The sequence below is a fragment of the Gemmatimonadaceae bacterium genome, assembly GCA_035633115.1.
In the GTDB taxonomy this organism is placed as follows: domain Bacteria; phylum Gemmatimonadota; class Gemmatimonadetes; order Gemmatimonadales; family Gemmatimonadaceae; genus UBA4720.
Genome location: DASQFN010000047.1, coordinates 1 through 22,957, shown reverse-complemented (window position 1 = coordinate 22,957; position 22,957 = coordinate 1). Strand labels below are relative to the sequence as shown.

24 protein-coding genes and 1 tRNA gene are annotated in these 22,957 nt (G+C 61.8%); 7 read left to right on the top strand and 18 right to left on the bottom strand.

The genetic code is table 11. The features are described 5' to 3' along the window. Positions 1-34: 34 nt before the first annotated feature. The gene (locus VES88_04680) at positions 35-1,273 is read right to left on the bottom strand and encodes an N-acetylmuramoyl-L-alanine amidase (protein ID HYN80774.1); all 1,239 of its coding nucleotides are present in this window, start codon (positions 1,271-1,273) and stop codon (positions 35-37) included. Continuing rightward, positions 1,270-1,740, bottom strand: a complete 471-nt coding sequence (gene smpB, locus VES88_04675; protein ID HYN80773.1) for an SsrA-binding protein SmpB — start codon at positions 1,738-1,740, stop codon at positions 1,270-1,272. Before smpB ends, VES88_04680 begins: the two co-directional genes overlap by 4 nt. 118 nt (positions 1,741-1,858) lie before the next feature. Between smpB and VES88_04670 the strand changes: the two genes are divergently transcribed. Then, positions 1,859-1,942, top strand: a tRNA-Leu gene (locus tag VES88_04670). A 108-nt stretch (positions 1,943-2,050) separates the two neighbouring features. Here the strand turns inward: VES88_04670 and VES88_04665 are convergent. The 16 genes from VES88_04665 to VES88_04590 all read right to left on the bottom strand — a co-directional run bounded on the left by VES88_04665 (position 2,051) and on the right by VES88_04590 (position 14,650). Then, on the bottom strand, positions 2,051-2,509 hold the full coding sequence (locus tag VES88_04665) for an Rrf2 family transcriptional regulator (GenBank protein ID HYN80772.1): 459 nt from the start codon (positions 2,507-2,509) through the stop codon (positions 2,051-2,053). A 210-nt stretch (positions 2,510-2,719) separates the two neighbouring features. Beyond that, positions 2,720-4,147, bottom strand: coding sequence for an aspartate ammonia-lyase (locus tag VES88_04660; protein HYN80771.1), 1,428 nt, complete (start codon positions 4,145-4,147; stop codon positions 2,720-2,722). Positions 4,148-4,163: 16 nt separating this feature from the next. Further along, positions 4,164-4,814: an MBL fold metallo-hydrolase gene (locus VES88_04655; protein ID HYN80770.1), complete on the bottom strand. Its 651-nt coding sequence runs from the start codon at positions 4,812-4,814 to the stop codon at positions 4,164-4,166. Further along, complete coding sequence (gene trxB / locus VES88_04650; GenBank protein HYN80769.1) at positions 4,811-5,797, bottom strand: thioredoxin-disulfide reductase; 987 nt, start codon at positions 5,795-5,797, stop codon at positions 4,811-4,813. Before trxB ends, VES88_04655 begins: the two co-directional genes overlap by 4 nt. 106 nt (positions 5,798-5,903) lie before the next feature. Continuing rightward, positions 5,904-6,635: an SDR family oxidoreductase gene (locus VES88_04645; protein HYN80768.1), complete on the bottom strand. Its 732-nt coding sequence runs from the start codon at positions 6,633-6,635 to the stop codon at positions 5,904-5,906. Then, on the bottom strand, positions 6,632-7,501 hold the full coding sequence (locus VES88_04640) for a PHP domain-containing protein (protein HYN80767.1): 870 nt from the start codon (positions 7,499-7,501) through the stop codon (positions 6,632-6,634). Before VES88_04640 ends, VES88_04645 begins: the two co-directional genes overlap by 4 nt. Next, the gene (locus tag VES88_04635) at positions 7,498-7,764 is read right to left on the bottom strand and encodes a hypothetical protein (protein ID HYN80766.1); all 267 of its coding nucleotides are present in this window, start codon (positions 7,762-7,764) and stop codon (positions 7,498-7,500) included. Before VES88_04635 ends, VES88_04640 begins: the two co-directional genes overlap by 4 nt. Beyond that, a complete protein-coding gene (locus VES88_04630; GenBank protein ID HYN80765.1) occupies positions 7,765-8,025 on the bottom strand; it encodes a hypothetical protein in 261 nt (86 codons plus the stop codon). 1 nt (position 8,026) lies between these two features. After that, a complete protein-coding gene (locus VES88_04625; protein HYN80764.1) occupies positions 8,027-9,409 on the bottom strand; it encodes a dihydrolipoamide acetyltransferase family protein in 1,383 nt (460 codons plus the stop codon). A 10-nt stretch (positions 9,410-9,419) separates the two neighbouring features. Next, positions 9,420-9,701: a hypothetical protein gene (locus VES88_04620; protein HYN80763.1), complete on the bottom strand. Its 282-nt coding sequence runs from the start codon at positions 9,699-9,701 to the stop codon at positions 9,420-9,422. Between the two features lie 70 nt (positions 9,702-9,771). Then, the gene (locus VES88_04615) at positions 9,772-10,065 is read right to left on the bottom strand and encodes a hypothetical protein (GenBank protein ID HYN80762.1); all 294 of its coding nucleotides are present in this window, start codon (positions 10,063-10,065) and stop codon (positions 9,772-9,774) included. Positions 10,066-10,069: 4 nt separating this feature from the next. Then, positions 10,070-10,483 (bottom strand): hypothetical protein, encoded by a 414-nt coding sequence (locus tag VES88_04610; protein HYN80761.1) that lies wholly within the window; start codon positions 10,481-10,483, stop codon positions 10,070-10,072. A gap of 17 nt (positions 10,484-10,500) precedes the next feature. Then, positions 10,501-11,802: an inositol-3-phosphate synthase gene (locus tag VES88_04605; GenBank protein HYN80760.1), complete on the bottom strand. Its 1,302-nt coding sequence runs from the start codon at positions 11,800-11,802 to the stop codon at positions 10,501-10,503. A gap of 75 nt (positions 11,803-11,877) precedes the next feature. Further along, positions 11,878-12,570 (bottom strand): CDP-alcohol phosphatidyltransferase family protein, encoded by a 693-nt coding sequence (locus VES88_04600; protein ID HYN80759.1) that lies wholly within the window; start codon positions 12,568-12,570, stop codon positions 11,878-11,880. 140 nt (positions 12,571-12,710) lie between these two features. Beyond that, positions 12,711-13,049, bottom strand: coding sequence for a hypothetical protein (locus VES88_04595; protein ID HYN80758.1), 339 nt, complete (start codon positions 13,047-13,049; stop codon positions 12,711-12,713). Positions 13,050-13,351: 302 nt separating this feature from the next. Further along, positions 13,352-14,650, bottom strand: a complete 1,299-nt coding sequence (locus tag VES88_04590; GenBank protein ID HYN80757.1) for a DUF1343 domain-containing protein — start codon at positions 14,648-14,650, stop codon at positions 13,352-13,354. Positions 14,651-14,798: 148 nt separating this feature from the next. Here VES88_04590 and VES88_04585 point away from each other — a divergent pair, with 148 nt between their 5' ends. From VES88_04585 to VES88_04560, 6 genes are all read left to right on the top strand, one after another. Next, the gene (locus tag VES88_04585; GenBank protein HYN80756.1) at positions 14,799-16,637 is read left to right on the top strand and encodes a sodium:solute symporter family protein; all 1,839 of its coding nucleotides are present in this window, start codon (positions 14,799-14,801) and stop codon (positions 16,635-16,637) included. A 76-nt stretch (positions 16,638-16,713) separates the two neighbouring features. Then, a complete protein-coding gene (locus tag VES88_04580) occupies positions 16,714-17,070 on the top strand; it encodes an iron-sulfur cluster assembly accessory protein (protein ID HYN80755.1) in 357 nt (118 codons plus the stop codon). A gap of 39 nt (positions 17,071-17,109) precedes the next feature. After that, complete coding sequence (locus VES88_04575) at positions 17,110-18,642, top strand: sodium:solute symporter (GenBank protein HYN80754.1); 1,533 nt, start codon at positions 17,110-17,112, stop codon at positions 18,640-18,642. A gap of 186 nt (positions 18,643-18,828) precedes the next feature. Continuing rightward, complete coding sequence (locus tag VES88_04570; protein HYN80753.1) at positions 18,829-19,758, top strand: BadF/BadG/BcrA/BcrD ATPase family protein; 930 nt, start codon at positions 18,829-18,831, stop codon at positions 19,756-19,758. A 253-nt stretch (positions 19,759-20,011) separates the two neighbouring features. Beyond that, positions 20,012-21,334 carry a pilus assembly protein TadG-related protein gene (locus VES88_04565; protein ID HYN80752.1) on the top strand — a complete coding sequence of 441 codons (1,323 nt, stop codon included), beginning with the start codon at positions 20,012-20,014 and terminating at the stop codon, positions 21,332-21,334. Positions 21,335-21,615: 281 nt separating this feature from the next. Further along, positions 21,616-22,957 (top strand): pilus assembly protein TadG-related protein (locus tag VES88_04560; protein ID HYN80751.1); only part of this gene is annotated, 1,342 nt, incomplete at its 3' end.

Here is a 22,957-nt window from a genome sequence, read left to right as displayed (position 1 = left end):
TCAATACGGACAACGGGCTCCGGTTCGACGCTCGTTACTTCGTTCCACCTCCTACCCGCGCCTCGTAATGACTCAGATAGTCGAGCACCGAGCGCGCGATGCTGACCGCGATCTCCCGCTGGCTGGTGTAATCGCGCAGATAGTCCGCCTCGTCGGGATTCGTCCCGAAACCTATCTCGACGAGAACCGCCGGCATGTACGATCCTCGCAGAACCGCAAAGTTCGCCTGCTGCACGCCACGATTCGGCCCTGGGTGGAAAGTCCCCATACCCTGCTGGATCGTTTCGGCAAGATCGTTCGATTCTCGCAGGTGCTCGTTCTGCGCCATGTCGTTGATGATGAAGCTGAGAGGATCGCCCTTTGGTGCGTTTGCGCCCGTCTCGAACCGGACGGCTTCGTTTTCCATACGCTCCACTCTGAGCGCGTCTTCGCTCTTTGCTTCGGCGAGGAAGTACGTCTCGTAACCGCGTTGCCGCGCTCCCGACGCGCCGCGTGAGCCGCTCGCGTTCACATGGATGGAGACGAACACATCACCCTTGTTGCGGTTTGCAATTCTGCCGCGATCCGAGAGCGCGATCAGCGTGTCTGTTGTTCGCGTCATCAGCACATCCACTCCGCTGCCGCGAAGCTCCTGCGCAACGATCCGCGAAACGGCCAGCGTGATTTCCTTCTCTATCAGTGTGGGACCTCCGCCTATTGGCCCGGTCATGCCGGGGTCCACGCCCCCATGCCCGGCGTCGACAACGACGAGATATCGCCCTCCTCCCCGTTTCAAGCCGCGCGGGCGAGACGAGCCTGGCAGCCTGGCGCTGCCCGCACCAACCGTCGGTGGGAAATTCGTAGTGGCTGCGGGCGCGGGCGGAGGATAGTTCCGCGTGATCGTCGTAAAGATTCTCAGCTCCCGCGACCCGGCGTCGTAGAAGAAGCCGCTTGCGTAGCGCGGAATCACCGCCGATACGACCTGGTAAGGGAGGAGGAACGTCGCCCCGCTGCGCAATGCGGGAAGCATCATTGGAACCATTACAGTCCCGGCTCGCAGGAACGGCACTCCTTCGACCAGCTCGATTTTGGTTTCGCCCAGCGTCACGCGATAATGACCATTGGGCGCATTCGCCACGGAGCCGCCGAGCGCGGCGGCGAGTAGATCGGCCCGGATGTATGAGCCTTGAGTCGTCCCGGTGACCGCTACAACCTTCAGCACGTCGCCCTGCCGGATCACGAGGTTCGGAGGCGTCGTGATGGCCGTCTGCAGAAACAGGAGGAGCGCGATCATCTGGTTCTCACTGCGCGCTGCATGTCCCGCTCGTCGTCGCGTCGCTTCTCATCGGCGCGTTTGTCGTAAAGCTTTTTCCCGCGGCCCAGCCCCAGGGCGACTTTTGCCTTTCCGCGCCTGAAGTAGAGCTCCAGAGCAACGAGCGTCAGGCCCTGCCGCTCGACTGCCCCAATCATCTTCCTGATCTCACGCTTGTGAAGCAGGAGCTTCCGCGTTCTCGTCGGCTCGTGGTTGAAGTAGCTGGCCTGCTCGTATGGGGAGATGTGCAGATTGAGGAGATGAACCTCCCCGTCCTTCACTATGCCATAAGCGTCCGAGATGTTCGCCTTGCCGTCGCGGAGCGACTTGACTTCACTGCCCGTCAACACGATTCCAGCCTCCCAGGTGTCAAGGATCTGATAGTCGTGTCTCGCCCGTCTGTTCCGCGCGATCGATTGTCTGTCCGGCTTTTCCGCTGTCTCGGCCATCACTCTTGGGGCAAGTATAGGACGGTTCTATATAGGGAGAAAGGGCGAAATCGTGCTGCGGTCCGTCGCTGGTTTCGTTGACTTCACTGTGGGGTATCTCTAGTTTCAAAAACTGGACGCCGAAGTGGTGGAACTGGTAGACGCGCTGGCTTCAGGAGCCAGTGGGTGCAAGCCCGTGGGGGTTCGAGTCCCCCCTTCGGCACTCTCGTGGGTTGACGATGAAAGACCATACTCAATAACAACGGCGCGTGAGCATTTGCTCGCGCGCCGTTTTCGTTTGCCGGCACCGGCTGCGGCTACCGCTTACCGGTCAGACGTGCTCCAGAATCGGCAGGCCGACCCGCTCTCGCACCGCCGGCTCGTCCTGAAGCAGGTCGGCCAGACACACGCTCTCCAGTACATCGTCGATCCTGGTCTGCAGCAGCACCCACACCGGGCGTATGCTGCAGTTGTGCGAAGCCGAGCACCGATCTTCCTCGACAGGGTGGCTGAGACAGTGCAGGTCGAATGTCTCCAGCTCGGAGGCGTGGATCACCGCCCGAATCGATATCTCTTCCGCCGGTCGGGACAGCGTGTAACCGCCCCGCGCGCCCCGCGTGCTGGTGATCACTCCCGCCCTTCTGAGCCTGAGCAGGATCTGCTCAACGTAGTCGGCGGGGAGTCGCTCCTGCGCGGCAATCTCGCGGCCGGTGACCGGACCTTTCTCGGTGCGCTTCGCCAGATGAAGCGCGCAGATGACACCGTACTCGGCCCAGGTGGTGATGCGCATGATTTACGATACGGGTGAGACGCTGAAACTACAAGTGTGTTATCCCGCCGGCAGTGGTACAGTTTGCTTTGAGACCGGAGAGTTTTTGGATCTCATTGCCAGTCTTGGCATAAAGCTGAGTTTGAGCGTCTGGGGCAGTAATAGGCCTGAATGCCAAGACTGGCAATAGGATCCAAAAACTCTCCGGTCTCAAAGCAAACTGTACCAGTACTAGCCCGTCGACGCTCCGCCGTGCGCTCCGCCGGGAACGCCGATTTCGGTCATCTTCCGCAGGTCGAGCACTTCATCGATCTGATCCTCGGGAAGAACTTTCTCCCGCTTCACGAGATCACGAATCAATACGTTCTCTTTCACGGACTGCTTGCTGAGCTCGGCCGCGCGGGCGTAGCCGATCTGAGGAGCGAGCGCCGTGGCGAGCGCCGCTGAGCGCTCCACCCAGTACGCGGCCTGCTCGCGATTGGCTTCTATCCCGCGCACGCATTTGCTGTCGAGCACACTGGCCGTGTTCGTGAGAATCTGCATGGATAACAGCACGTTGTACGCGATCACCGGCATCATCACGTTCAGCTCCAGCTGACCGTGCTCGGCCGATGTGCTCACGCAGACATCGTTTCCGATCACCTGGAAGCACACCTGATTGACCATCTCGGGTATGGACGGATTCACCTTCCCGGGCATGATGGAAGATCCGGGTTGCACAGCGGGCAGTCGGACCTCGTCGAATCCGGTCCGGGGCCCGCTGGCGAGGATGCGGAGATCACTTGCGATCTTGCTGAGGTCGACCGCCAGAACCTTCAACTGCGAGCTGAACGCAGCAACATCGCCCATGCTCTGCATCAGCTGAATGCGATCGGCCCCCTCGCGGAGATCGAGGTGGGTCGTCTCGTTGAGAAACCGGACTATCAGCGCGGGATACTCCGGCTCGACGTTGACTCCGGTTCCGACAGCGCTTCCTCCGATGCCCAGCTCGCGCAGGTAGTTCGCGGCCTGGACGACTCGCTGAACACCGCGGCGCAGGCTGCCCGCATACGCCGTGAACTCCTGGCCGAGCCTGATCGGCATCGCATCCTGGAGATGGGTGCGGCCCGACTTGATGACGTCGTCGAACTCGCGCCCTTTTTCCTCGAATGCCTCGGCAAGCTTGTCGAACGCGTTCACGACCTTCGGCAGCTCGGTGACGCACGCGAGACGAATCGCCGTCGGTATGACGTCGTTCGTCGACTGTGCCATGTTCACGTGATCGTTCGGATGTACTGGAGAATACTCACCTCGCTTCCCGCCCAGGACCTCGTTCGCGCGGTTGGCGAGAACTTCGTTGACGTTCATGTTGTGCGACGTGCCGGCGCCTGCCTGGTAGACGTCAACGACGAACTGATCCCTGTGCTGCCCCGCGAGGACCTCATCGGCCGCCTTGACGATAGCATCCGCAAGCCTGGCCTCGAGACGTCCCGTCTGCCGATGTGTGAGAGCTGCCGCGCGTTTGATGCGAACCGTCGCGTCCACAAAAGCGGGGAGAGGCTTTATGCCGCTGATCGGAAAGTTCTGGACCGCCCTCAAGGTCTGCACGCCATACAGGGCCGACGCCGGTACGGCGAGCTCGCCGAGTGGGTCCTTCTCCATGCGCGTATTCTCGGTCATCGCGAAAGGCTCCGTATCATGTCGAGGCGGTGCGAACAAGTCGCGCCGTGCCATTGAGGAACGGATTCGAGATCCGCTCCTCGCCAATGGTCGAGCTGTCGCCGTGTCCGGGGTGGATGGTCGTGTCGGCGGGGAGTGCGGCAATTCGCGCCAGAGAAGCTTCCAGATGCGCGGCGTTCGAGAACGGAAGATCCGTGCGCCCGACCGAGCCGGCGAAGAGGCAGTCACCGACGAGAGCGTGACCCTCAGCGTGGAGCACCACGTGGCCGGGCGAATGACCGGGAGCATGCATCACGTTGACCTGCGTTGCGCCTAGCGAGACTTCCTCCCCCTCGCTGAATTCCCTGTCCGGCGGCGGAGGCTCCTCGTATGGGATCCCATATAATTGAGCCTGCCGGCCGCCAACGCGATACAACGGCTGATCCAGAGGATGCAGGTAAACAGGCACGTTCCACCGCCGCTTCACGGCTGCAATCGCGCCGATATGATCCACGTGTGCGTGTGTTACCCAGATCGCGACGACATCCTGGCTCATCTGCTCGATCTCGGCCACGAGCCGGTCGCCGTCACTGCCCGGATCGACTATCGCCGTTGCACCGCTCGCTGAATCGGTTACGACGTAGCAGTTCTCCTGAAACGGACCGAGAACAAACGGGACGACTATCACGCCGAGTATCCCCCGGTGCCGATGATCATCGGCTCGGCGGCACCGCTGCGGAGCGATGTCAGATACTTCTCGACGGCGATCGCGGCCGTTGTCGCATCGCCTGCGGCCGTCGTGACCTGGCGCGTCAGCTGCGCGCGCAGGTCCCCTGCGGCAAACAGGCCGGGTATCGACGTCTGCATGTTCGTATCGGTGCGGATGTATCCCATGTCATCGTGATCGACGTGACCAGCAATGATGCCTGTATTCGGCCTGAATCCGATGAACACGAACAGCGCCGTCGCCGCGAGCGATGACTCCAGATGCGTTTCCGTATCGCGCAGCGCGATGTTGTTCACCAGCCCCTGCTCATCAGCCTCGATTCGCTCGACGACCTTGTTCCAGATCACTTCTATCTTCGGATTGTCGAACAGCCGTTTCTGAAGGATTTTCGACGCGCGCAGCTCGTCCCGCCGGTGAATGAGGTAAACCTTCTCTCCGTAACGCGTCAGAAAATCCGCTTCCTCGACAGCAGCGTCCCCACCGCCGACTACCGCGATCGTATGGCCGCGAAAGAAGGCGCCGTCACACACCGCACAGTAGCTCACGCCTTTCCCGGCATACTCGAGCTCGCCGGGTACGCCGAGCTTTATGGGTGTCCCGCCGGCTGTAAGGATGGCAGTCGGAGCGCGATATGTATTGCCGCTCTCCGTGGTCGCGAGAAAATTCCCGTCCGCAAGCTTCTCCAGACTGAGCACGGTCTCCTGTACGAACTCTGCCCCGAACTTCTTTGCGTGACTCTCGAACTTCTGGGCCAGGTCCCACCCTTCGATGTGCTCGAAACCCGGGTAATCCTCGATGATCTCCGTGTTTAGGAGCTCGCCCCCCGAGATTCCGCGCTCGAGAACGATCGTCCGCAGCATGGACCGGCCGGCGTACAACGCAGCGGTCATGCCGGCTGGACCGGCTCCAACGATGATTACGTCGTATTCAGGAGTTTTCGACAAGGTCGATCGAATGGATGTTGATGGGAGGCTGCCAGGCAAATGCGCCCGAGGCCACCCAGACGAAAGTTATTCACTCGTGCAACATGCCGCGTGACGCCCGACCGGACTATTTCCTGATGTGTCTCCCGCCGTCCACGATAAGAGTCTCACCCGTCACATAGTCAGACCGGAGGAGGTAGAGCATCGCCTCGACCACGTCGTCCGGACTCCCGAGCCGCTTGAGAGGAGTCGTCGAGGCAAGGCGATCGCCCGCCTCGGCGTTCCAGTCGGCCGGAAGCAAAACTGCGCCCGGCGCGATCGCGTTCACGCGGATCTCGGGGGCGAGCGCACGCGCAAGCGAAGAGGTCATCTTCACTACCCCGGCCTTGCTGATCGAATGCGGGACGTACGCCGGCCAGTTCTCGAATGCCGCAAGATCGGCGATGTTCACGATCGCACCGCCGTCGGATTTCATGAGCGGCGCGGCCGCCTGCGAGACAAGAAACGGCGCGCGCAGATTCAGGGCGAAGATGTCGTCCCACACCTGCGAAGTGACCGTTCCGATCGGCGTCCTCTCCATCACCGCGGCGGAATTCACGACCACCGCGAGCGACCCGAACGCAGCCGCCACTTTCCTGACGAGCTCGGCCGGCTCGCGCGGCGAAGTGAGATCGGATTGAAAAATTGTCGCTTTTCCCCCGGCCGCTTCGATCATCTCCTGCGTCTCGCGTGCCCCGTCCGCCGAGGAGTTGTAATGCACAGCCACCTGCATTCGCTCTTTGCCCAGCGCTAGAGCCAGCACGCGGCCCACTCGCTGGCCCGCACCAGTGACGAGGGCTACGCGTCCGGCAAGATTCACGACTGCCCCGCCGGCTGCATGCGCGAGGCAACGAGAGCGTCCTGCTTCTCGAGCCAGCTGTGCGGGATCATCATCGCTCCGATCATTCGCGGTCCTTCCGCCGTGCCATGCCAGTCGGATCCGCCGCTCGGGACGAGCTTGAAGAAATCGGACAAAGCGGCCAGTCGGTTCATGTCCTCGAGCAAGTGACTGGGGTGCCGGATCTCGACGCCGTCCATTCCCATTTCGACGTACGGCTCGAGCCGCGCTCGCCGTCCATCACCTCCGGGGTGCGCCCAGATTGCGAGGCCGCCCGCTTCGTGCACAATCGCGATTGCTTCGCTTACCTTCAGGCGTGGCTTGGCCACGAATGCCGGACGTCCCGACCCAAGATAGCGATCGAAGGCTTCGCGGAAATCACGCGCGGCACCGGCGCGAATCATCGCCCTTGCAACGTGCGGACGACCAACCGCGGCGTCTCCCGCTTCCTGCAATACCATCTCGAGCGTCACATCCATGCCCAGCGCGCGCAGGCGCTCGACGATTCTGGCGGCGCGGAGATGGCGCTCCTCGCGGAATTTCTCGAGGCGCGACTCGATCAGTCCGAGTCGCGTCACGTGCAGCGCGAGAATGTGTATCTCGGAGTCCCCGTCGTGCGCGCTGAGCTCGACGCCAGCCACCACGCGAACGCCGAGGGATCTGCCCGCTTCAACGGCGCGCGGCACGCCGGCAAGCGTGTCGTGATCCGTAAGGGCGAGCGCTTCGATTCCCGCCGCGTGTGCTGCCGCCACCACGCTTTCCGGGGGCAGCGTTCCGTCAGAGGCGGTCGAGTGAGTGTGAAGATCGACGAATCTGGACGGAGTCGCGGCGGCGCCGCCTTCAGTCACCGCGCGTAGCCGGCTTCCGGCGAAGTGAAGCTCGGCTGCGACTCGGCGAAATACTGACGGAGCTGGTCGTCTGTGAGCTCACGAAACGATTGCTCCCGCGACCTCGACCCCTGCGGCGAATAGCGAGTTACCCTGACCTCCTTCTCTTTGCCGGATTGGCGCATGAAGATCAGGCCGAACTCATCCTGGTCATAGGCCGTCACGAATCCCGACGGCGCCACCTCCCACTCGTTCCCGTCGACAGTGATTCTTCTAACGGGCATTCAGCCAATCTCCATTTCTGTATATATGCGCGACGGGTCCATCGGGCGGTGCGGCGCGGCTGCGTGTGCGCTCACGAGGGCGGCTTCGTCATCGGCTTCCGTGAATTCCACGAACGCCCCGGGCAGGGACGATTCCTCGAAAACCCAGAACCGGCAATTCGCTGCGGCGTAATGGGCCTTGCTCGCCCTGAGTCTCTCGAAATAACGCTCCCTGTCCGAGGAGGGAACCGTCATCCTCTGAATTGTCAGCAGGCGCGGCATCCTAAACTCCGCCTTCGGGGAACTCCTCGATCGATTTCTTCACGAACGCGAGGAACTGGTCGGCCACGGCACCGTCAATGACCCGGTGGTCGAATGAGATCGAGAAATAGGCGCATGTGCGGATGGCGATCGTATCCTCACCATCCGCGCCCGGCATGATCTTCGGACGCTTCTCGATCGCCCCGACGCCGAGGATCGCGACCTGAGGCTGGTTGATGATCGGAGTGCCCATCAGCGACCCGAATACCCCGGGGTTGGTGATGGTGAAAGTTCCGTCCTGCACTTCTTCGGGGAAGAGCTTTTTCGTCCGCGCGCGGCTCGCGAGGTCGTTGAGCGCGCGCGTAATCCCGGCGAGCGAAAGATTTTCGGCGTTCTTGATCACCGGCACGATGAGTCCCCAGTCGAGCGCCACCGCAACACCGATGTTGACAGGCTTTCTATAGATGACGTTCCTGCCGGCCACAGATGAGTTGACGATTGGAAAAGCCTTCAGGCCCTGCACGACCGATGCGATGATGAACGGCATGAAGGTGAGCTTCTGTCCGGTAGTCGTCTCGAACTCGGCACGTTTGCGAGAGCGAATGCGGGCGATGCGCGTGAGATCCATCTCCATGAACGACGTGACGTGGGCGGACGTGCGGCGCGAAGCCACCATGTGGTCGCTGATGAGTCCGCGCATCTTGGACATCGGCTCGACTGCATCGCCGGGCCACGGCTCAGGTAGGGGGAAATGACCGCCATCACCCTGAATTCCGCCCGGCGCGTGCATCGATCCTGCGCGCGCTCCTGCGGGGATTCCTTCACTGATGAAGCCCATCAGATCCTTTTTCGTCACTCGACCGGCGATGCCGCTACCGTGGAGCGCACTGATGTCGACTCCGTGCTCGGCAGCCATCTTCCTGACGAGCGGGGAGGATTTCGTGCGGATGCGCTCCTCGAACGAATTGCCATTATGCCCGGGCGCTGAAACGGTTCTCGGAGCAGTGGACTGGTGAGGAGACGCAGCCGCGCCCGCGCTAGATTCTCTTTTCGGGGGGGGGCCCCCGCTCTGAGCATCCGCTTGTGGCTGCTCAGTCGCCGCCGGAGCGGCAACTGCTTCGGCAGGCGCCGGCGCCGGCACGGTAGCTTCGACCGTCGCGCCTTTCTCGGTCTCCAGGCGCGCAACTACGGTTTGCACCGCAACCGTTTCGCCTTCCTTCACCAGAACTTCAGCGAGCACGCCGGCAGCCGGAGCGGGGATCTCCGCGTCCACCTTGTCCGTCGAAATCTCGAATATGGGCTCGTCACGCTTCACGTCGTCGCCGACCTTCTTCAGCCACTTCGACAAGGTGCCCTCGGCGATTGATTCACCCATCTGGGGCATGATGATGTCTACTCGTGCCACCCTGATCCCCTCACTCTCGAGTTTCGTTCTTCGCGTCGCTGCTCCTCAGGCGAACGAGCGCCAGCACCGGCAGCGTCACCGCACCAATCAACATACCGACGCCTGCGTACACGTGCCAATCACATGCCGGAAGGCCTGTCAGCGGCTCGCAGTTGCGCGCACTGCCGACGATCTTTGCAATCAGCACGCCGATCATTCCGCCACTGAACAGGCCGGCAACGAGCGTCAGACAGCCGACGCACCCGTACCTCGTGACATTCGACTCGCCCGTGGTCGGTATCTGCTCCGACATCAGTACGCCGCGAGGCGGCGGACGGCACCGGCCATTTTCTTCATCGTCGGGGCCGTGCCCACGCTACTGACTAGTAGGCCGCTTCCAGTTTGTGTGCCGGGTCAGCAACGCGATGGAGCTTGACGAAAAAACGCTTTGCGTTCCGGTCGAGCCGGCTTTCGCCAATCTGGTCGGTCTGAACCTGCACGAAGGTGTAGTGCCCGCCCTCTTTCCTTACGGAAAGATTCAGGGTCCCGAGAAGCCCGGAATAGGTGCGCGAGCGGGCAGTGTGCGCTGTTCGGTCGAGCGGAAGCGTGGGGAAGAACTCATCCGCTACGCGAAGCACAACCGCAGGCGTGAGCTGCGTTCTGAAAAAATGCTTCATGACGCTATGAGCCCGGGCCCGTCGCGTTGTTGACGCTCTGCGTCCAGTCGACACGCTCGAGCTTCGCGGTAGAATCGCGCCGGAATTGTAGAGCAATTGCCCAGTCACCGGTGGTCGGATAAAAGAGCCTGCCGTAATAAGTGCCGACCTCTTTCCCCTTCACGAGACCATCGTCGGTATTCGCGCCGTCTCTGCTCGTCGCGAAGATTCGGCCCTGCCCCGTCTCGATTGGCTCGCCCGTTTTCTTGTCCTGCACGACGATCTTGTAGTTGGCGTCCTCGATCGCGCGAGGCGGCATCGGGTCGACCGTAATGCGGAACGCGAAGCTGTCCGACCACTGTCGATTCTCGAGTGAGCGCTCGGGATTGCCGCACGCCGCAGCACCACAGATCAAGACTGCCGCGAGCAACGATCGCATGCGCTCCCTCCGCCTCATCACGCGTAGTACTCCAGCCCAAGGTGGGTTATCTGATCCTCGCCCATGAGATGTCTCAATGTGTTCTTGAGCTTCGTCTGCTGGATGAACAAATCATGTTCCGGCTGTAATCCGGGTGCCGCCATCGGGCTTTTATAGTAGAAGGAAAGCCATTCCTGAATGCCCTTCATTCCAGCGCGATGGGCAAAATCGGAGAAGAGCGCCAGATCGAGAACAATCGGTGCCGCCAGAATCGAATCGCGGCAGAGGAAGTTCACCTTGATCTGCATCGGATAGTTCATCCACCCGACAATGTCGATGTTGTCCCACCCTTCCTTGTTGTCTCCGCGAGGAGGGTAATAGTTGATGCGCACTACGTGACAGAAATCCTTGTACAGATCAGGATACATCTCGGGCTGCAGAATCGTGTGCAGCACGCTGAGCTTCGATTCCTCTTTCGTCTTGAACGACGCGGGATCGTCGAGCACCTCGCCATCCCGGTTGCCAAGGATGTTCGTGCTGTACCAGCCGGCCAGCCCGAGCATTCTCGCTTTCAGGGCAGGCGCGATTACCGTTTTCATCCACGTCTGGCCGGTCTTGAAATCCTTCCCGGAGATAGGTACGCCGCGATCGATCGCCAGCTGCTGCAGTGCAAGGGTGTCCACGCAGAGATTCGGCGCGCCGTTGCAGAATGGCACGCCCTCCATCAGTGCAGCATACGCATAGAGCATCGACGGGGCGATGGCCTCGTGGTTTCGCTCCATTGCCTTCTCGAACTGCTCGATCGTGGCGTGCTGCGCTCCCGGCCGGATGAAAATCTCGGTGGACGCGCACCAGACGATCACCAGCCGGTCCAGCTTCTTACGCGACTTGAAGTCGCGAATGTCCTGGCGCAGCTGCTCGGCCAGGTCTCGCTTGGTCTTCCCCTTCTTGACGTTCGTGCCGTTGATTCGAGTCACGTACTTGTTGTCGAACACAGCCCGCATCGGCTTGATTGCCTTGAGAAAGTCCGCGACTCTCTCCAGATCGCGGTCCTCCAGGACGCCGGCTTTCCTGGCCGCGGTGTAAGCGTCGTCGGGAATCGGATCCCAGGCGCCGAACACGATGTCGTCGAGATTGGCGAGCGAGACGAAGTCCTTGATCAGCGGCGAGCGATTTTCCGTTCGCTTGCCGAGGCGTATGGTCGCCATCTGGGTGAGCGAGCCAATCGGCTTCGAGAATCCGCGCCGGACGCTCTCCACTCCGGCCATGAACGTCGTGGCTACCGCGCCCAGCCCCGGAGTGAGGATTCCGAGCTTGCCGGTTGCCGGCGCCGGCGGCACGGAGGAGGAAGCGGAAGATTTGGAGGCTGCTTTTGCGCGCGATTCGCCGGGCGCGGAGGATTGTCTCGACTTCATCTAGGATTGCGCGCGCCGTGACGCAAAGCGCGCGGACAACTTCTTCTTTTCATTGATTACGCGGATTGTGGCGGGCGCAGTGGTCTCGGTTGCGCGCCGGACGTAGAGGATTCGCTGGACGGCCGTGATCCATGAGGAGACTGCGAGGATGCAAACGACCGCGATCAGAATTCCGCCGTTGAACGCCAATCCTCCGAACGCCGCCGGCACGGAGATCAGAACTACGCGCTCGGGACGCTGCAGAAAGCCGACCTTGGCGTCGATCCCGAGTGCCTCGGCGCGCGCGCGGGTGTACGAGATGATGAATGTGCCGATGAGCGCGAGCAGAGTTATGACGACCATCACGCGGCTGCCGTAGACCGCGTGCGTTGCGTAGAAGTAGAGCATGCCGCCGAGCAGCGCGCCGTCGGCTACGCGGTCGAGCGTCGAATCGTAGAACGCACCGAAAACCGTTGCCTGGTTCGTCCGACGCGCCACCACTCCGTCGAGGACGTCGAATATCGCGCAGACACCCACGATGAATCCGGCAACCCGTACACTGCCCAGCCCGAAGGCGATGCCGCTGGCCACCGACGCCGCTGTGCCGATGGTGGTCAGCACGTTTGGATGCACCCGCAACCTGACCATCAGCGTCACCACAGGCTCGATGAGCCTGAGGAATCCATTGATGATCGACTGCCAGGTTGCGCTCATGTAAGACCGGCCAAAGAAAATGCTACCGCTCCCGGCGGCGCAGGAACGAATAGCAAAACGGGTCGAAGCGGTGAGGCGTTTCGACCCGTAAAGCTATTCTGACGGGCCGGGCATTGCCAGCAGACCCCGACACCCGCCCTCTAAGGGACGCGCCAGTCGTAGTTAGTCGCGAGCTGGACGTTGTCTCGCGTGTACGTTCGCGTTCCGTCCACGGTTCGCGCCTTCAGGGTGACCGTCGTTCCAGCCGGTATTCCCGCCACTGGCAGCACCTCGACGCTGTTTGCAGATACCTGCTTCAGAAATACGTCCGTGCCTCCCGTCGTGACGTAAACATTCACGGCCTGGCTCAGATTATTTGTAAAACGCACGGAAACATCCGCAGCGGGCTGCGGTCCGGTGGTGACTTCAACCTGGCGGCCGGCGCATCCCGTCGCGGCGACGGTTACGGCCATCGCCAGCGACGTTACAAAAGCTCGCATCGCGCCTCCCTGATGTCCTGCGTAAGTGAGTCGAGGTGGAGGCTTGCAAGAGCCATGCTTAGTAACCTGGCTCCGATTGGAGTTTCACCACGTAAACGGCGAACTGAGAACCACACGCTACCCGCTAATCGCTTGGCGCTCATCGCTACGCGCTAACGACAGCGAAGGTTTCGCTGAATCATCGATTTGATCCCTTCGTGCGCTCAGGGTTTCCGCCTTAGCGCGCAGCGGTCAGCGCCAAGCGATCAGCGGGTAGCGTGTATTTCTCAGTTCCGCGTTTGCAATACGTGGTGCCCTGTCAGCTACGGGTATAAGAGGTATCTTCTCGTCCGCTCTCGAAAAGCGAACGCCGACCGATACTCCCGGTCGATGACACCGTCCGGATCCTCACCCCGAAGGAGCGCTTCGCGAACGCGCGCCGAGCCGAATCGAAGATCGAACGCACGATCGTTGAGGCGGAGTGAATCGGCAGACGTTTTTCCAATCGCCCAGAGCAGCGCCGCACCAACTCGCGCCGGCTGCAGCGAGCTTCGATTGGTGACGATCATCCTGATTCCCGGAATCGTCCTGCCCGCGTATTTGCCGTCACCCGGTGAAAGCGGCGCGTACGATTGCTCGACGAATCGAACGCCCGTCAGCTCCCGGTCCTGAAGCAGCTTGAGCGTCTCGCGCGCTTTCAGCCACGGCGCGCCGATGAACTGAAACGGCGTCGGCGTTCCGCGTCCGACCGAGAGATTGCTTCCCTCGAAGGCCACCAGACCCGGATACATGATCGCGCTTTGAAGCGTCGGCAGGTTGGGCGAGGGACGAACCCAGGGAAGCCCCGTTCGATCGAACCACAAGTCGCGCCGCCAGCCATGCATCGGGATCACCTTGAGGTTCGCCCGGATGCCGAGCACATCGTTGAAAAAAAGAGCCAGCTCCCCCATCGTCATCCCGTGCCGGAGCGGCATCGGGTAGAGCGCGTATGCCTGCCCCGCGCGCGTGGGGGTTGGATCTTCCGCATTTGCCAGCGCACTGTCGAGCATCGGCCCCTCCACGAAAAAGCCGGTGATCGGGTTGGGGCGGTCGAGCACGATGATCTGCTTGCCTGTTCGCGCCGCGGCCCGCATCGAGTAGATCATCGCTCCCACGTAAGTCCACGTCCTCGTACCGATGTCCTGCAGATCGAACACGAGAGCGTCGAGCTGCCGCACGAGACTGTCCGGCGGTCCTATGGTCTGGTTCGTGTACAGCGAGTAGATCGGCAGACCCGTACGACGGTCTACCTCGTTCGAGATGTTCTCCGTGTCCTCCGTACCGTGGATCCCATGCTCGGGCGAGAAAAGCATCGTCAGGGTCACATTCGCTTTTCGGACCCTCGGCTCGCGCAAAACATCGATATCCGATTGGCGGTTTTCGTTGATCCCGGTCTGGTTCGTGACGAGCCCGATCTTCTTTCCGCTGATGACCCCGAGGCTGTCTCCCGCGAGAACCGTGATGCCCGGCTTCACTATCGCTTCCGGAAGCTCGTCGGGCGGATCCATACGGTTGCTCGTAACGGTGCAGCCGCCTGCTACAGCGGCAAGTGACAACAGTAAGAAGCGACGATGTCGCGCCATTGCGTGGATTCTCGTAAGTTGGACTTTGTAGGGACTGGGTACCTAATGATACGAACCGGCGTTCCATCCTGCTGGCCCGTGCTCTGTCTCGGCAAGGTGCAGCGAAGATGCACGCCGGTCGGCCTCCGACACTTTCCTCCCGACGCCGATGAATCTTACCGCGATCGACTGGGCCATCGTCGCCGCCTACTTCCTGCTGTCAACCGTGATCGGGTTGATGTTCACCAAACGGGGCGGCGAGAGTCTCAATGAATACTTTCTCTCGGGGCGAAACGTCCCCTGGTGGCTGGCCGGCGCATCGATGGTCGCCACGACATTCGCCGCCGATACACCGCTCGTCGTCACCGGACTCGTAGTCGCGCACGGCGTCGCCGGAAACTGGCTGTGGTGGAACATGGTGATGAGCGGAATGCTCACAGTGTTCTTCTTCGCCCGGCTCTGGCGGCGCGCCAACGTGATGACCGACGTGGAATTCGCCGAGATCCGGTATAGCGGCCCGCCAGCGCGTTTTTTGCGCGGATTCCGCGCACTCTACCTCGCCATTCCGATCAACCTCATCATCCTCGGCTGGGTAACGCGGGCGATGATAAAGATCCTCACGATCTCCCTCGGCGTCTCGCCCATCCTCGCCGTCGGAATCTGCTTCGTCATCACGGTGATCTACTCCGTCGCTGCGGGGCTCTGGGCGGTGCTGTGGACCGATCTCATTCAGTTCGTGATCAAGATGGCGGCTGTGATAATCCTCGCGGTCTACGTCGTGGACGCGGTCGGTGGAATCGATGCACTTCGCACTGGGCTCGTCGCGCATTTCGGGTCGGAGGCTGCCGCCCTCTCGGTGCTGCCCGTGTCGGTGACGCCGGATGGCCTCGTCGCCTACGCCTGGATGCCGATCCTTGCGCTCACCGTTTTCCTCTCGGTGCAGTGGTGGGCGGCGTGGTATCCCGGTGCGGAGCCCGGCGGTGGCGGCTACATCGCGCAGCGCATTTTCTCCGCGCGCACTGAGCGCGACGGCGTGCTGGCGACGCTCTTCTTTCAGGTTGCGCACTACGCCATCAGGCCTTGGCCGTGGATCGTCACCGGGCTGGCCACGGTCATCCTCTATCCGAATCTCGTGGACAAGGAAGCCGGGTACGTTCACGCTTTTGTCGATTACCTGCCGACTCCGTGGCGCGGAGTGATGATGGCGGGCTTCGCGGCGGCATACATGTCCACGGTTGGCACACAGCTTAACTGGGGAGCGTCGTATCTCGTCAACGATTTCTACAAGCGCTTCCTCAAGCCAAACGAGACGGAGCATCACTACGTCACAGTGGCGCGGATCGCGACAGTGTTCCTGTTCATCGCTTCGATCGGCGTCACCTCGCAGCTCGAATCGATCGAGCGGGCGTGGAGATTCCTCCTCGCGCTCGGTGCCGGCACGGGGCTCGTCCTCATCCTCCGCTGGTACTGGTGGCGCATCAACGCCTGGTCCGAGATAAGCGCGATGGTCACCTCGTTCGTCGTCTCGACCATCGCGTTTCGCACCGTGCCCGGCAGGTTCCCCGCAGGTGACCCGAATGCCGACGCCGTCATCATGCTCCTGACGGTTGCGGTCAGCACGGTGGTCTGGGTCAGTGTGACATTCCTCACGAGTCCTGAGCCGGACAGCGTCCTCGAATCGTTCTACCGACGGGTACGTCCGGGCGGACCCGGATGGCGCAGGATCCAGGAGCAGGCCGGATTCGGCCGCGAGGGGATTCCCGGCGGAGCGCTGGCGTGGACGAACTGGATCGCCGGAATCATCGCGGTGTACGCAACACTGTTCGGAATCGGCAAGCTGATCTTTGGCGAGATGATGCAGGCAGTGATAATGCTTACCGTGGCGTTGGCGGCGTTTCTCTGGATTGCGCGATCATTCCGGCAGGAGGAAGGTCCAGGCGGAGCGGCCGAGACTGCAACTTCGACGGGGCCGCGCTCTCCGGTGATGGCCGCCGCCTCTTCGGAATAGATTGCGTCGTACGCAACTTGCTCTACCAGAAATGACGGGTTCGCCCTAACTTTCGGGGTCAAACGGAGGATTGTAAATGTCGACTTCGACTTCAACTGATATCGAGCTCACCCTGACGCCCACAGCGGCGGTAGAGGTGAAGAAGTTCATGGTAGCCGAGGGCGTCACCGGTGAGGAGGGCGGACTCCGCGTCGCCGTCCAGCCCGGCGGCTGCAGCGGCTTCAAGTACAGCCTTGTCATCGAGGACAAGAGCGCCGAGGACGACTTCGTCATCGACAACGAGGGGTTCAAGGTGTTCATCGATCCATTTTCCGCGCAGTACATCTCGGGCGTGACCATCGACTACGTCACCTCCATGCAGGGATCTGGATTCACCTTCAAGAATCCGAATTCTACCGGCGGGTGCGGCTGCGGTAGCTCATTCACAGCGTAATCCGATCGTCGCCGGTGCAAGCGCCACGAGGGCGGTGAGATGACATCCCATTTCACCGCCCTCGATTATTTGGTGCTGGTTGTCTATCTCGTCGGGACTACGGTACTCGGCATATGGCTCGGCCGCGGCCAGGAGACGGGCCGGGAATATTTCGTCGCCGGCAAGAGAATTCCCTGGTGGGCAATTCTTTTCTCCGTGGTCGCCACCGAGACGAGTGCGCTGACGTTCATCAGCATTCCGGGCCTGGCATACACCACGAACCTTGGCTTTCTGCAGATCGCGGCGGGCTACATTCTCGGCCGGATCGTCGTCGCCTACACACTTCTGCCCCGGTACTTCCAGGGCGAGCTGGTAACTGCGTACGCGCTGCTCGAGCAGCGGTTTGGATTGCCGACGCGTCGCTTCGCGTCCGTGGTGTTCATGTTCACCCGCGCTTTCGGCGATTCGGTGCGTGTGTTTGCGACAGCGATTCCGATTGCGCTGATCATCGGGCCGGCCGTTCCGCAGCAGTACCTGATGCCGCTCTCCATTCTGATACTGGGCGTGCTGACTCTTCTCTACACGTATCACGGTGGAATGCGCGCGGTAGTCTGGACGGACGTGATTCAGACGGGCGTCTACATCCTCGGCGGAATCGCCGCGCTTTACCTGCTGGGACGTGGAGTTGCAGGCGGATGGGGCACGATCTTCGACGTTGCCAGCGCTTCGGACAAGCTTCGTGTGGTCGATACCTACACCGGCTTCGACAGAGCGCAGACGCTGCTTGCGGGTCTCATTGGCGGAGCGTTCCTGTCGATGGCATCGCATGGTGCTGATCAGCTCATCGTGCAGCGCCTGCTGGCATCGGGCAATCTTCGCGATGCGCGGCGTGCGCTGATCGGAAGCGGCATTGCGGTGTTTGCGCAATTCGTTCTGTTCCTGATGATCGGGATCGGGCTCTTCGCCTATTACGGCGGGCGGAAGTTCGCCGTCCCCGATTCCATTTTCCCGACGTTCGTCATCGACGTCATGCCACCGGGTCTCACCGGGCTGGTGGTTGCGGCAATTCTGGCCGCGGCAATGAGCACGCTTTCCGGATCCATCAATTCGCTCGCGGCAGCGACAACTCACGACATCTATCTGCCGCTCTCGAAGCGCGAGCCGACAGAGAAGAACACGTTCCGCATGGGACGGATCTTCTCTCTTGTCTGGGGAGCGATCCTGTTGATAGCCGCGCTCTTGTACAGACAACAGGGGACTCCGGTCGTCGTGGTTGCCCTGTCGATTGCATCGTTCACGTACGGCGCGCTGCTCGGCGGCTTCTTTCTCGGTTGGCTGTGGCGACGGGCAATCCAGCGAGACGCCATTCTTGGAATGGCCGTCGGCCTGCTGGTCATGTCGGTCGTGGTCTTTGCAAAGCAGCTCATCCCGGTGTTCCCGGGAATGACGGATACACTGACGACGCTGGGAAAGATTGCGTGGCCGTGGTACGTCCTCATCGGGACTACCGTTACGGTTGGAGTCGGTATTCTCTCCTCGCTCACGCACGCGCAGCTGACTACCGAGCAGGAAGCGGGGCGAACCTGGAAATGAGTTTGCGACTTCAACTGAGGACTACCCGCTACCCGCTTGACGCTCACCGCTTTCCGCTCGGCGCTAACGACCTGACGCTATTCCACGCATCGCGCGACGGAGACTCCGCTTCCGTTATCAGCGCGCAGCGCTCAGCGCTCAGCGGCCAGCGGGTCGCGTGTCGTTCTCAGTTGCCGTTGTGACGCCATGAGGGAGCTGGTCGCAGGGGTTGACGGCGGCGGATCTAAAACGACCCTCATCCTCGCGACGGAAACCGGAGAGGAGCTCGCCTCCGTTGAAGGCGGCAGATCCGCGATGCGTCCCGGTGCGGCAGAGAAATCAGGCGCCGTAGTTGCCGACCTCATGCGAGCGGCGCTCTCCCGCGCCGGCATCCTCGACGCGGTACCCGCGGTTCTTTACGCCGGCTTCGCGGGCGTCGGTCGCGACGAAGAGCGGCGCGATCTCGAAAACGAGCTGAATCGGCTCGGTGTCGCAGACGAGGTGGTGGTCGACAGTGACGCTGCCATTGCGCTGGTGGACGCGTTCGGCGACGGGCCTGGGATAATCATTCTCGCCGGAACGGGATCGATCGCCTACGCCCGGGGAGTCAACGGAGAACATGCGCGGTGCGGGGGGTGGGGCCCCGCCTTCGGCGACGAAGGCAGCGGCGGCTGGCTCGGCAAGCGGGCGCTTGGTGTCGTCGCCGCCGCGGCAGACGGCCGCGAACCGCCTACCGGATTGACCGGAAGCATCGTGACCGCCGCTCAAGTGAGCACTGTCGAGGAGCTGATTCCCTGGGCAATCGCCGCCAGCACCACGACTATCGCCGGCTTGGCGCCGGTCGTTATGGCCACCGCCGCAGCCGGTGATGCGCGCGCAAATGCGCTCGTCTCGCTCGCCGCCGAAGAGCTCGTCGTTCACGTGAGGGCTCTCGCGGTGCGGCTGTTCGGCGACGAGCGCGCTTCAATCAACGTGGCGTTCTCCGGTGGCCTCCTCCAGAAGGGTTCGCTGCTCCGAAAAAAAGTCGAGCGGCGGATCCGATCGGCGGTCCCCGGCGCTCAGCTCAACTCGTCCGAGATAGTCCCCGCCCGGGGGGCGGTTCGTGCAGCGATTCGCGCCCTCGGATCACAAATGTAGTGCCCGACCAAATAAAGCATCGCCATCCGTCAGGATTCTCATGTAAGGAAGCGAAGTGGACCGCGTTTTCGGGCTCCGCTCGTCACGCTCAAGCCAACGGCTCAAGCCAACGGCCGTTGACAGGGGGCAGGTCATTGCTATTCTATTAATATTAGGGCTTACCCGACCCCATGTGTTTATGCCGAGCATGAGCTGACGCGGGGTCGCGCGGTAAGTCGGGGGCAGCGCGGCTAGTCCCGAACCGGAGTTGGGTATGAGTGAGATCGAATCGGAGCGGCTGCGCCTGCGCAACCAACGCTCACGTGAGCGAGGCGGACGGTTGCCGAGCAACAGTCGCGGTGCTGTTCTGCCGCTGGTTGCTGTGTCGCTGGTCGGGGTCATGAGCGTCACGGCTCTAGCGATTGACGTGGGATCACTCCATCGCCAGAGGCGCACTGCCCAGACGGCGGCCGACGCCGGTGCGACCGCCGGTGCCCACGAGATCTACAGGGAGTTCCCGGATTCAGTGGAACTATCCGCAAAAACCGAGACGGCGAGGAACGGTTTTGCGCACGGTGTCAATGGCGTGACGGTGTCGGTCTACAACGGGCCGGTGACCGGATTCTACATCGGCGACGACCAGTTCGTCGAAGTGGTGATCTCCCGCCCCGCGACCACCATTTTTGGCGGCCTGCTCGGACGGAACTCGGTTACAATCAACGTACGCGGTGTTGCCGGAATCCCGGCCCCTTCTGAGAGTTGCATTTACGCTCTCGAGCCCTTTGACGAGAAGGCCCTCAACGTGAGCGGGTCGCAATCGCGATTGGACGTCAGCTGCGGGATCGTCGTGAACTCGTCGAACTCCAAGGCGGTCGTGATAGAGAGCAACGGAACGCTTACAGGCGACTCCTTTGCCGTCACCGGTGGGATAGACCAGTCGGGTGGCACTGTCGTGATCAGCGGAACCATGGAAACGGGAGTGGCGCCTTCGCCGGATCCGCTTGCATACCTGGAGCCTCCGTCCTTCGACCCCGCGCAGTGCGACTATACCAATACGAAAATCGCTTCCAGCACCACCGCCGTCCTGTCACCGGGGATCTACTGCGGGGGGATCGAGATCGACGGCACCGTCGCGTTCAATTCGGGCCTCTATATCCTGAGAGGGGGCGGCCTCAAGTCGGGCTCGGGCGTAATCACCGGCACAGGCGTGACCTTCTTCAACACCAACGCCACTGCCGCCAACGGTGGCGCCAGCGGCTTCAAGAAGTTCGAGCTGGGGAGCGGCTCGCGGGCGACTCTGTCGGCGATGACGACGGGGCCTCTGGCCGGCATCTTGTTCTTCCAGGATCCCGCGGCCGGAGAGCCGGGCGTTGTGTATGAGAACCTGATCGCCAGCGGCTCGAATGCGGTGTTCACCGGGACGCTTTACTTTCCGACTCAGCCGATCGAGCTGGGCGCCAGCACGAGCACGACGACAATCAACGGTGGTGTGGTCGCCACCAAAGTGACGGTGACGAGCAACAGCATAGTAAGCGTGGACATGACCGGCGGACTCACGGGTGAGCCACTGATCAGGCGCGTCTCTCTCGTCGAGTGACCGACGGGCCGCCGCCGGCGTCGCGCTTCTGGTGGCCGCAGGTAACAGATTCCCTACGCAGTCGTCTCTGGTGTATCTGGTGACGGGAAAACGGGTACTGCGTCATTTAAGTGCCGTTGTATCGCTCGGGATGACGCTTGCCTGCCGGCTGAGCATCTCACGCCGATATTACTGCCGAAGGTGACAGATTCCGTATGTCGTCGTCTTTGGTGTATCTGGCATGCGCTCCCCGGTGAAGTTAGCGTTAATCATCGGCATGGTCCTAAAACAGGGAATTGAGAATGGGTGAGATCGGATCCGGGCATCCAGCCCGCCGACACGCGCCGGCCGGGCGTGGACGGTTGCCGAGCACCAGGCGCGGTGCTGTTCTGCCGCTTGTTGCTGTGTCGCTGGTCGGAGTCATGAGCGTCTCGGCTCTGGCGATAGACGTGGGATCACTCCAGCGCCAGAGGCGCATCGCCCAGACGGCTGCCGATGCCGGGGCAACGGCCGGCGCCCACGAGATCTTCCGGGCACAACCCCAGGATTCGGTGTTCGCATCCGCGCGCGCCGAGACGACGAGGAACGGCTTCACTGACGCCACTGACGGCGTGACGGTGTCCGTTTACAACGGGCCGGCGAGCGGATTCTACATAAACAACCTCGAGTACGTCGAGGTGCTGGTTACCCGCCCGGCCACAACCATTTTTTCTACCCTGCTCGGACGGACCTCGGTTACAATCCACGTGCGCGCTGTTGCCGGTATGCCCGCCCCTTCTTTGAGCTGCATCTACACTCTCGATCCTAACGACGAGAAGTCACTCTACGTGAGTGGGAATCCATCGCGATTGGAGGCCAGTTGCGGTATCGTCGTGAACTCAAATAGAAACAACGCGGCTACGATAGAGAGCGGCGCGGTGCTTGTGGCCACCTCCCTTGCCGTCACTGGTGGGATTAACCAATCGGGTGGCACCGTCGTAGTCCCAGCCGGAAGCACGGCCACGGGACTGCCGCTTGCGACGGATCCGCTTGCGTACCTGAGCGTGCCGCCGTTCTGCTCGGCGTCACCGAACCCCAGTTGCGTTGAGGCGACGACCTGCGACTACACCAATATGAAGGTTGACAACGCCTCCCTCACGCTGTCGCCCGGGATTTATTGCGGGGGTATCAACATCACCGGTACCGGCACAGCTACCCTCAATCCGGGCCTCTACATCCTGAGAGGGGGAGGGCTCGAGATGGGTGGAGGTGTGATCACCGGCACCGGCGTGACCCTGGTCAACACCAACGGCATCGACCCCAATGGCCGCGACAAGTTTATGAAGATCAAGTTGGGAAGCGCCTCGTACGCGAATTTGTCGGCGCCGACGACGGGCGCTCTGGCTGGTATTCTGTTCTACCAGGATCCCGCGGGCGGACTGTCGGGCGCTGTGTATGAGAACGAGATCAGCAGCGGCTCGAATTCGGTGTTCAACGGCACCCTGTACTTCCCGACGCAGCCACTCGAGATCGCCAGCGGCAGCAGGACGACCGTCACCGGCGGTATTGTCGCAACCAACCTGGAGGTGACGAGTAACAGCCAGCTATACGTATCAAGCCCTACCGGCGGACTCCCGGGCGAGAGTCTGTTCAAGCGGGTCTCAC

Excerpts from the sequence above, each read along its gene's own strand:
- VES88_04680 (HYN80774.1), bottom strand. The coding sequence starts at position 1,273 with ATGATCGCGCTCCTCCTGTTTCTGCAGACGGCCATCACGACGCCTCCG.
- smpB (HYN80773.1), bottom strand. The coding sequence starts at position 1,740 with ATGGCCGAGACAGCGGAAAAGCCGGACAGACAATCGATCGCGCGGAAC.
- VES88_04665 (HYN80772.1), bottom strand. The coding sequence starts at position 2,509 with ATGCGCATCACCACCTGGGCCGAGTACGGTGTCATCTGCGCGCTTCAT.
- VES88_04660 (HYN80771.1), bottom strand. The coding sequence starts at position 4,147 with ATGACCGAGAATACGCGCATGGAGAAGGACCCACTCGGCGAGCTCGCC.
- VES88_04635 (HYN80766.1), bottom strand. The coding sequence starts at position 7,764 with ATGCCCGTTAGAAGAATCACTGTCGACGGGAACGAGTGGGAGGTGGCG.
- VES88_04630 (HYN80765.1), bottom strand. The coding sequence starts at position 8,025 with ATGCCGCGCCTGCTGACAATTCAGAGGATGACGGTTCCCTCCTCGGAC.
- VES88_04620 (HYN80763.1), bottom strand. The coding sequence starts at position 9,701 with ATGTCGGAGCAGATACCGACCACGGGCGAGTCGAATGTCACGAGGTAC.
- VES88_04615 (HYN80762.1), bottom strand. The coding sequence starts at position 10,065 with ATGAAGCATTTTTTCAGAACGCAGCTCACGCCTGCGGTTGTGCTTCGC.
- VES88_04610 (HYN80761.1), bottom strand. The coding sequence starts at position 10,483 with ATGCGATCGTTGCTCGCGGCAGTCTTGATCTGTGGTGCTGCGGCGTGC.
- VES88_04600 (HYN80759.1), bottom strand. The coding sequence starts at position 12,570 with ATGAGCGCAACCTGGCAGTCGATCATCAATGGATTCCTCAGGCTCATC.
- VES88_04595 (HYN80758.1), bottom strand. The coding sequence starts at position 13,049 with ATGCGAGCTTTTGTAACGTCGCTGGCGATGGCCGTAACCGTCGCCGCG.
- VES88_04590 (HYN80757.1), bottom strand. The coding sequence starts at position 14,650 with ATGGCGCGACATCGTCGCTTCTTACTGTTGTCACTTGCCGCTGTAGCA.
- VES88_04585 (HYN80756.1), top strand. The coding sequence starts at position 14,799 with ATGAATCTTACCGCGATCGACTGGGCCATCGTCGCCGCCTACTTCCTG.
- VES88_04580 (HYN80755.1), top strand. The coding sequence starts at position 16,714 with ATGTCGACTTCGACTTCAACTGATATCGAGCTCACCCTGACGCCCACA.
- VES88_04575 (HYN80754.1), top strand. The coding sequence starts at position 17,110 with ATGACATCCCATTTCACCGCCCTCGATTATTTGGTGCTGGTTGTCTAT.
- VES88_04570 (HYN80753.1), top strand. The coding sequence starts at position 18,829 with ATGAGGGAGCTGGTCGCAGGGGTTGACGGCGGCGGATCTAAAACGACC.
- VES88_04565 (HYN80752.1), top strand. The coding sequence starts at position 20,012 with ATGAGTGAGATCGAATCGGAGCGGCTGCGCCTGCGCAACCAACGCTCA.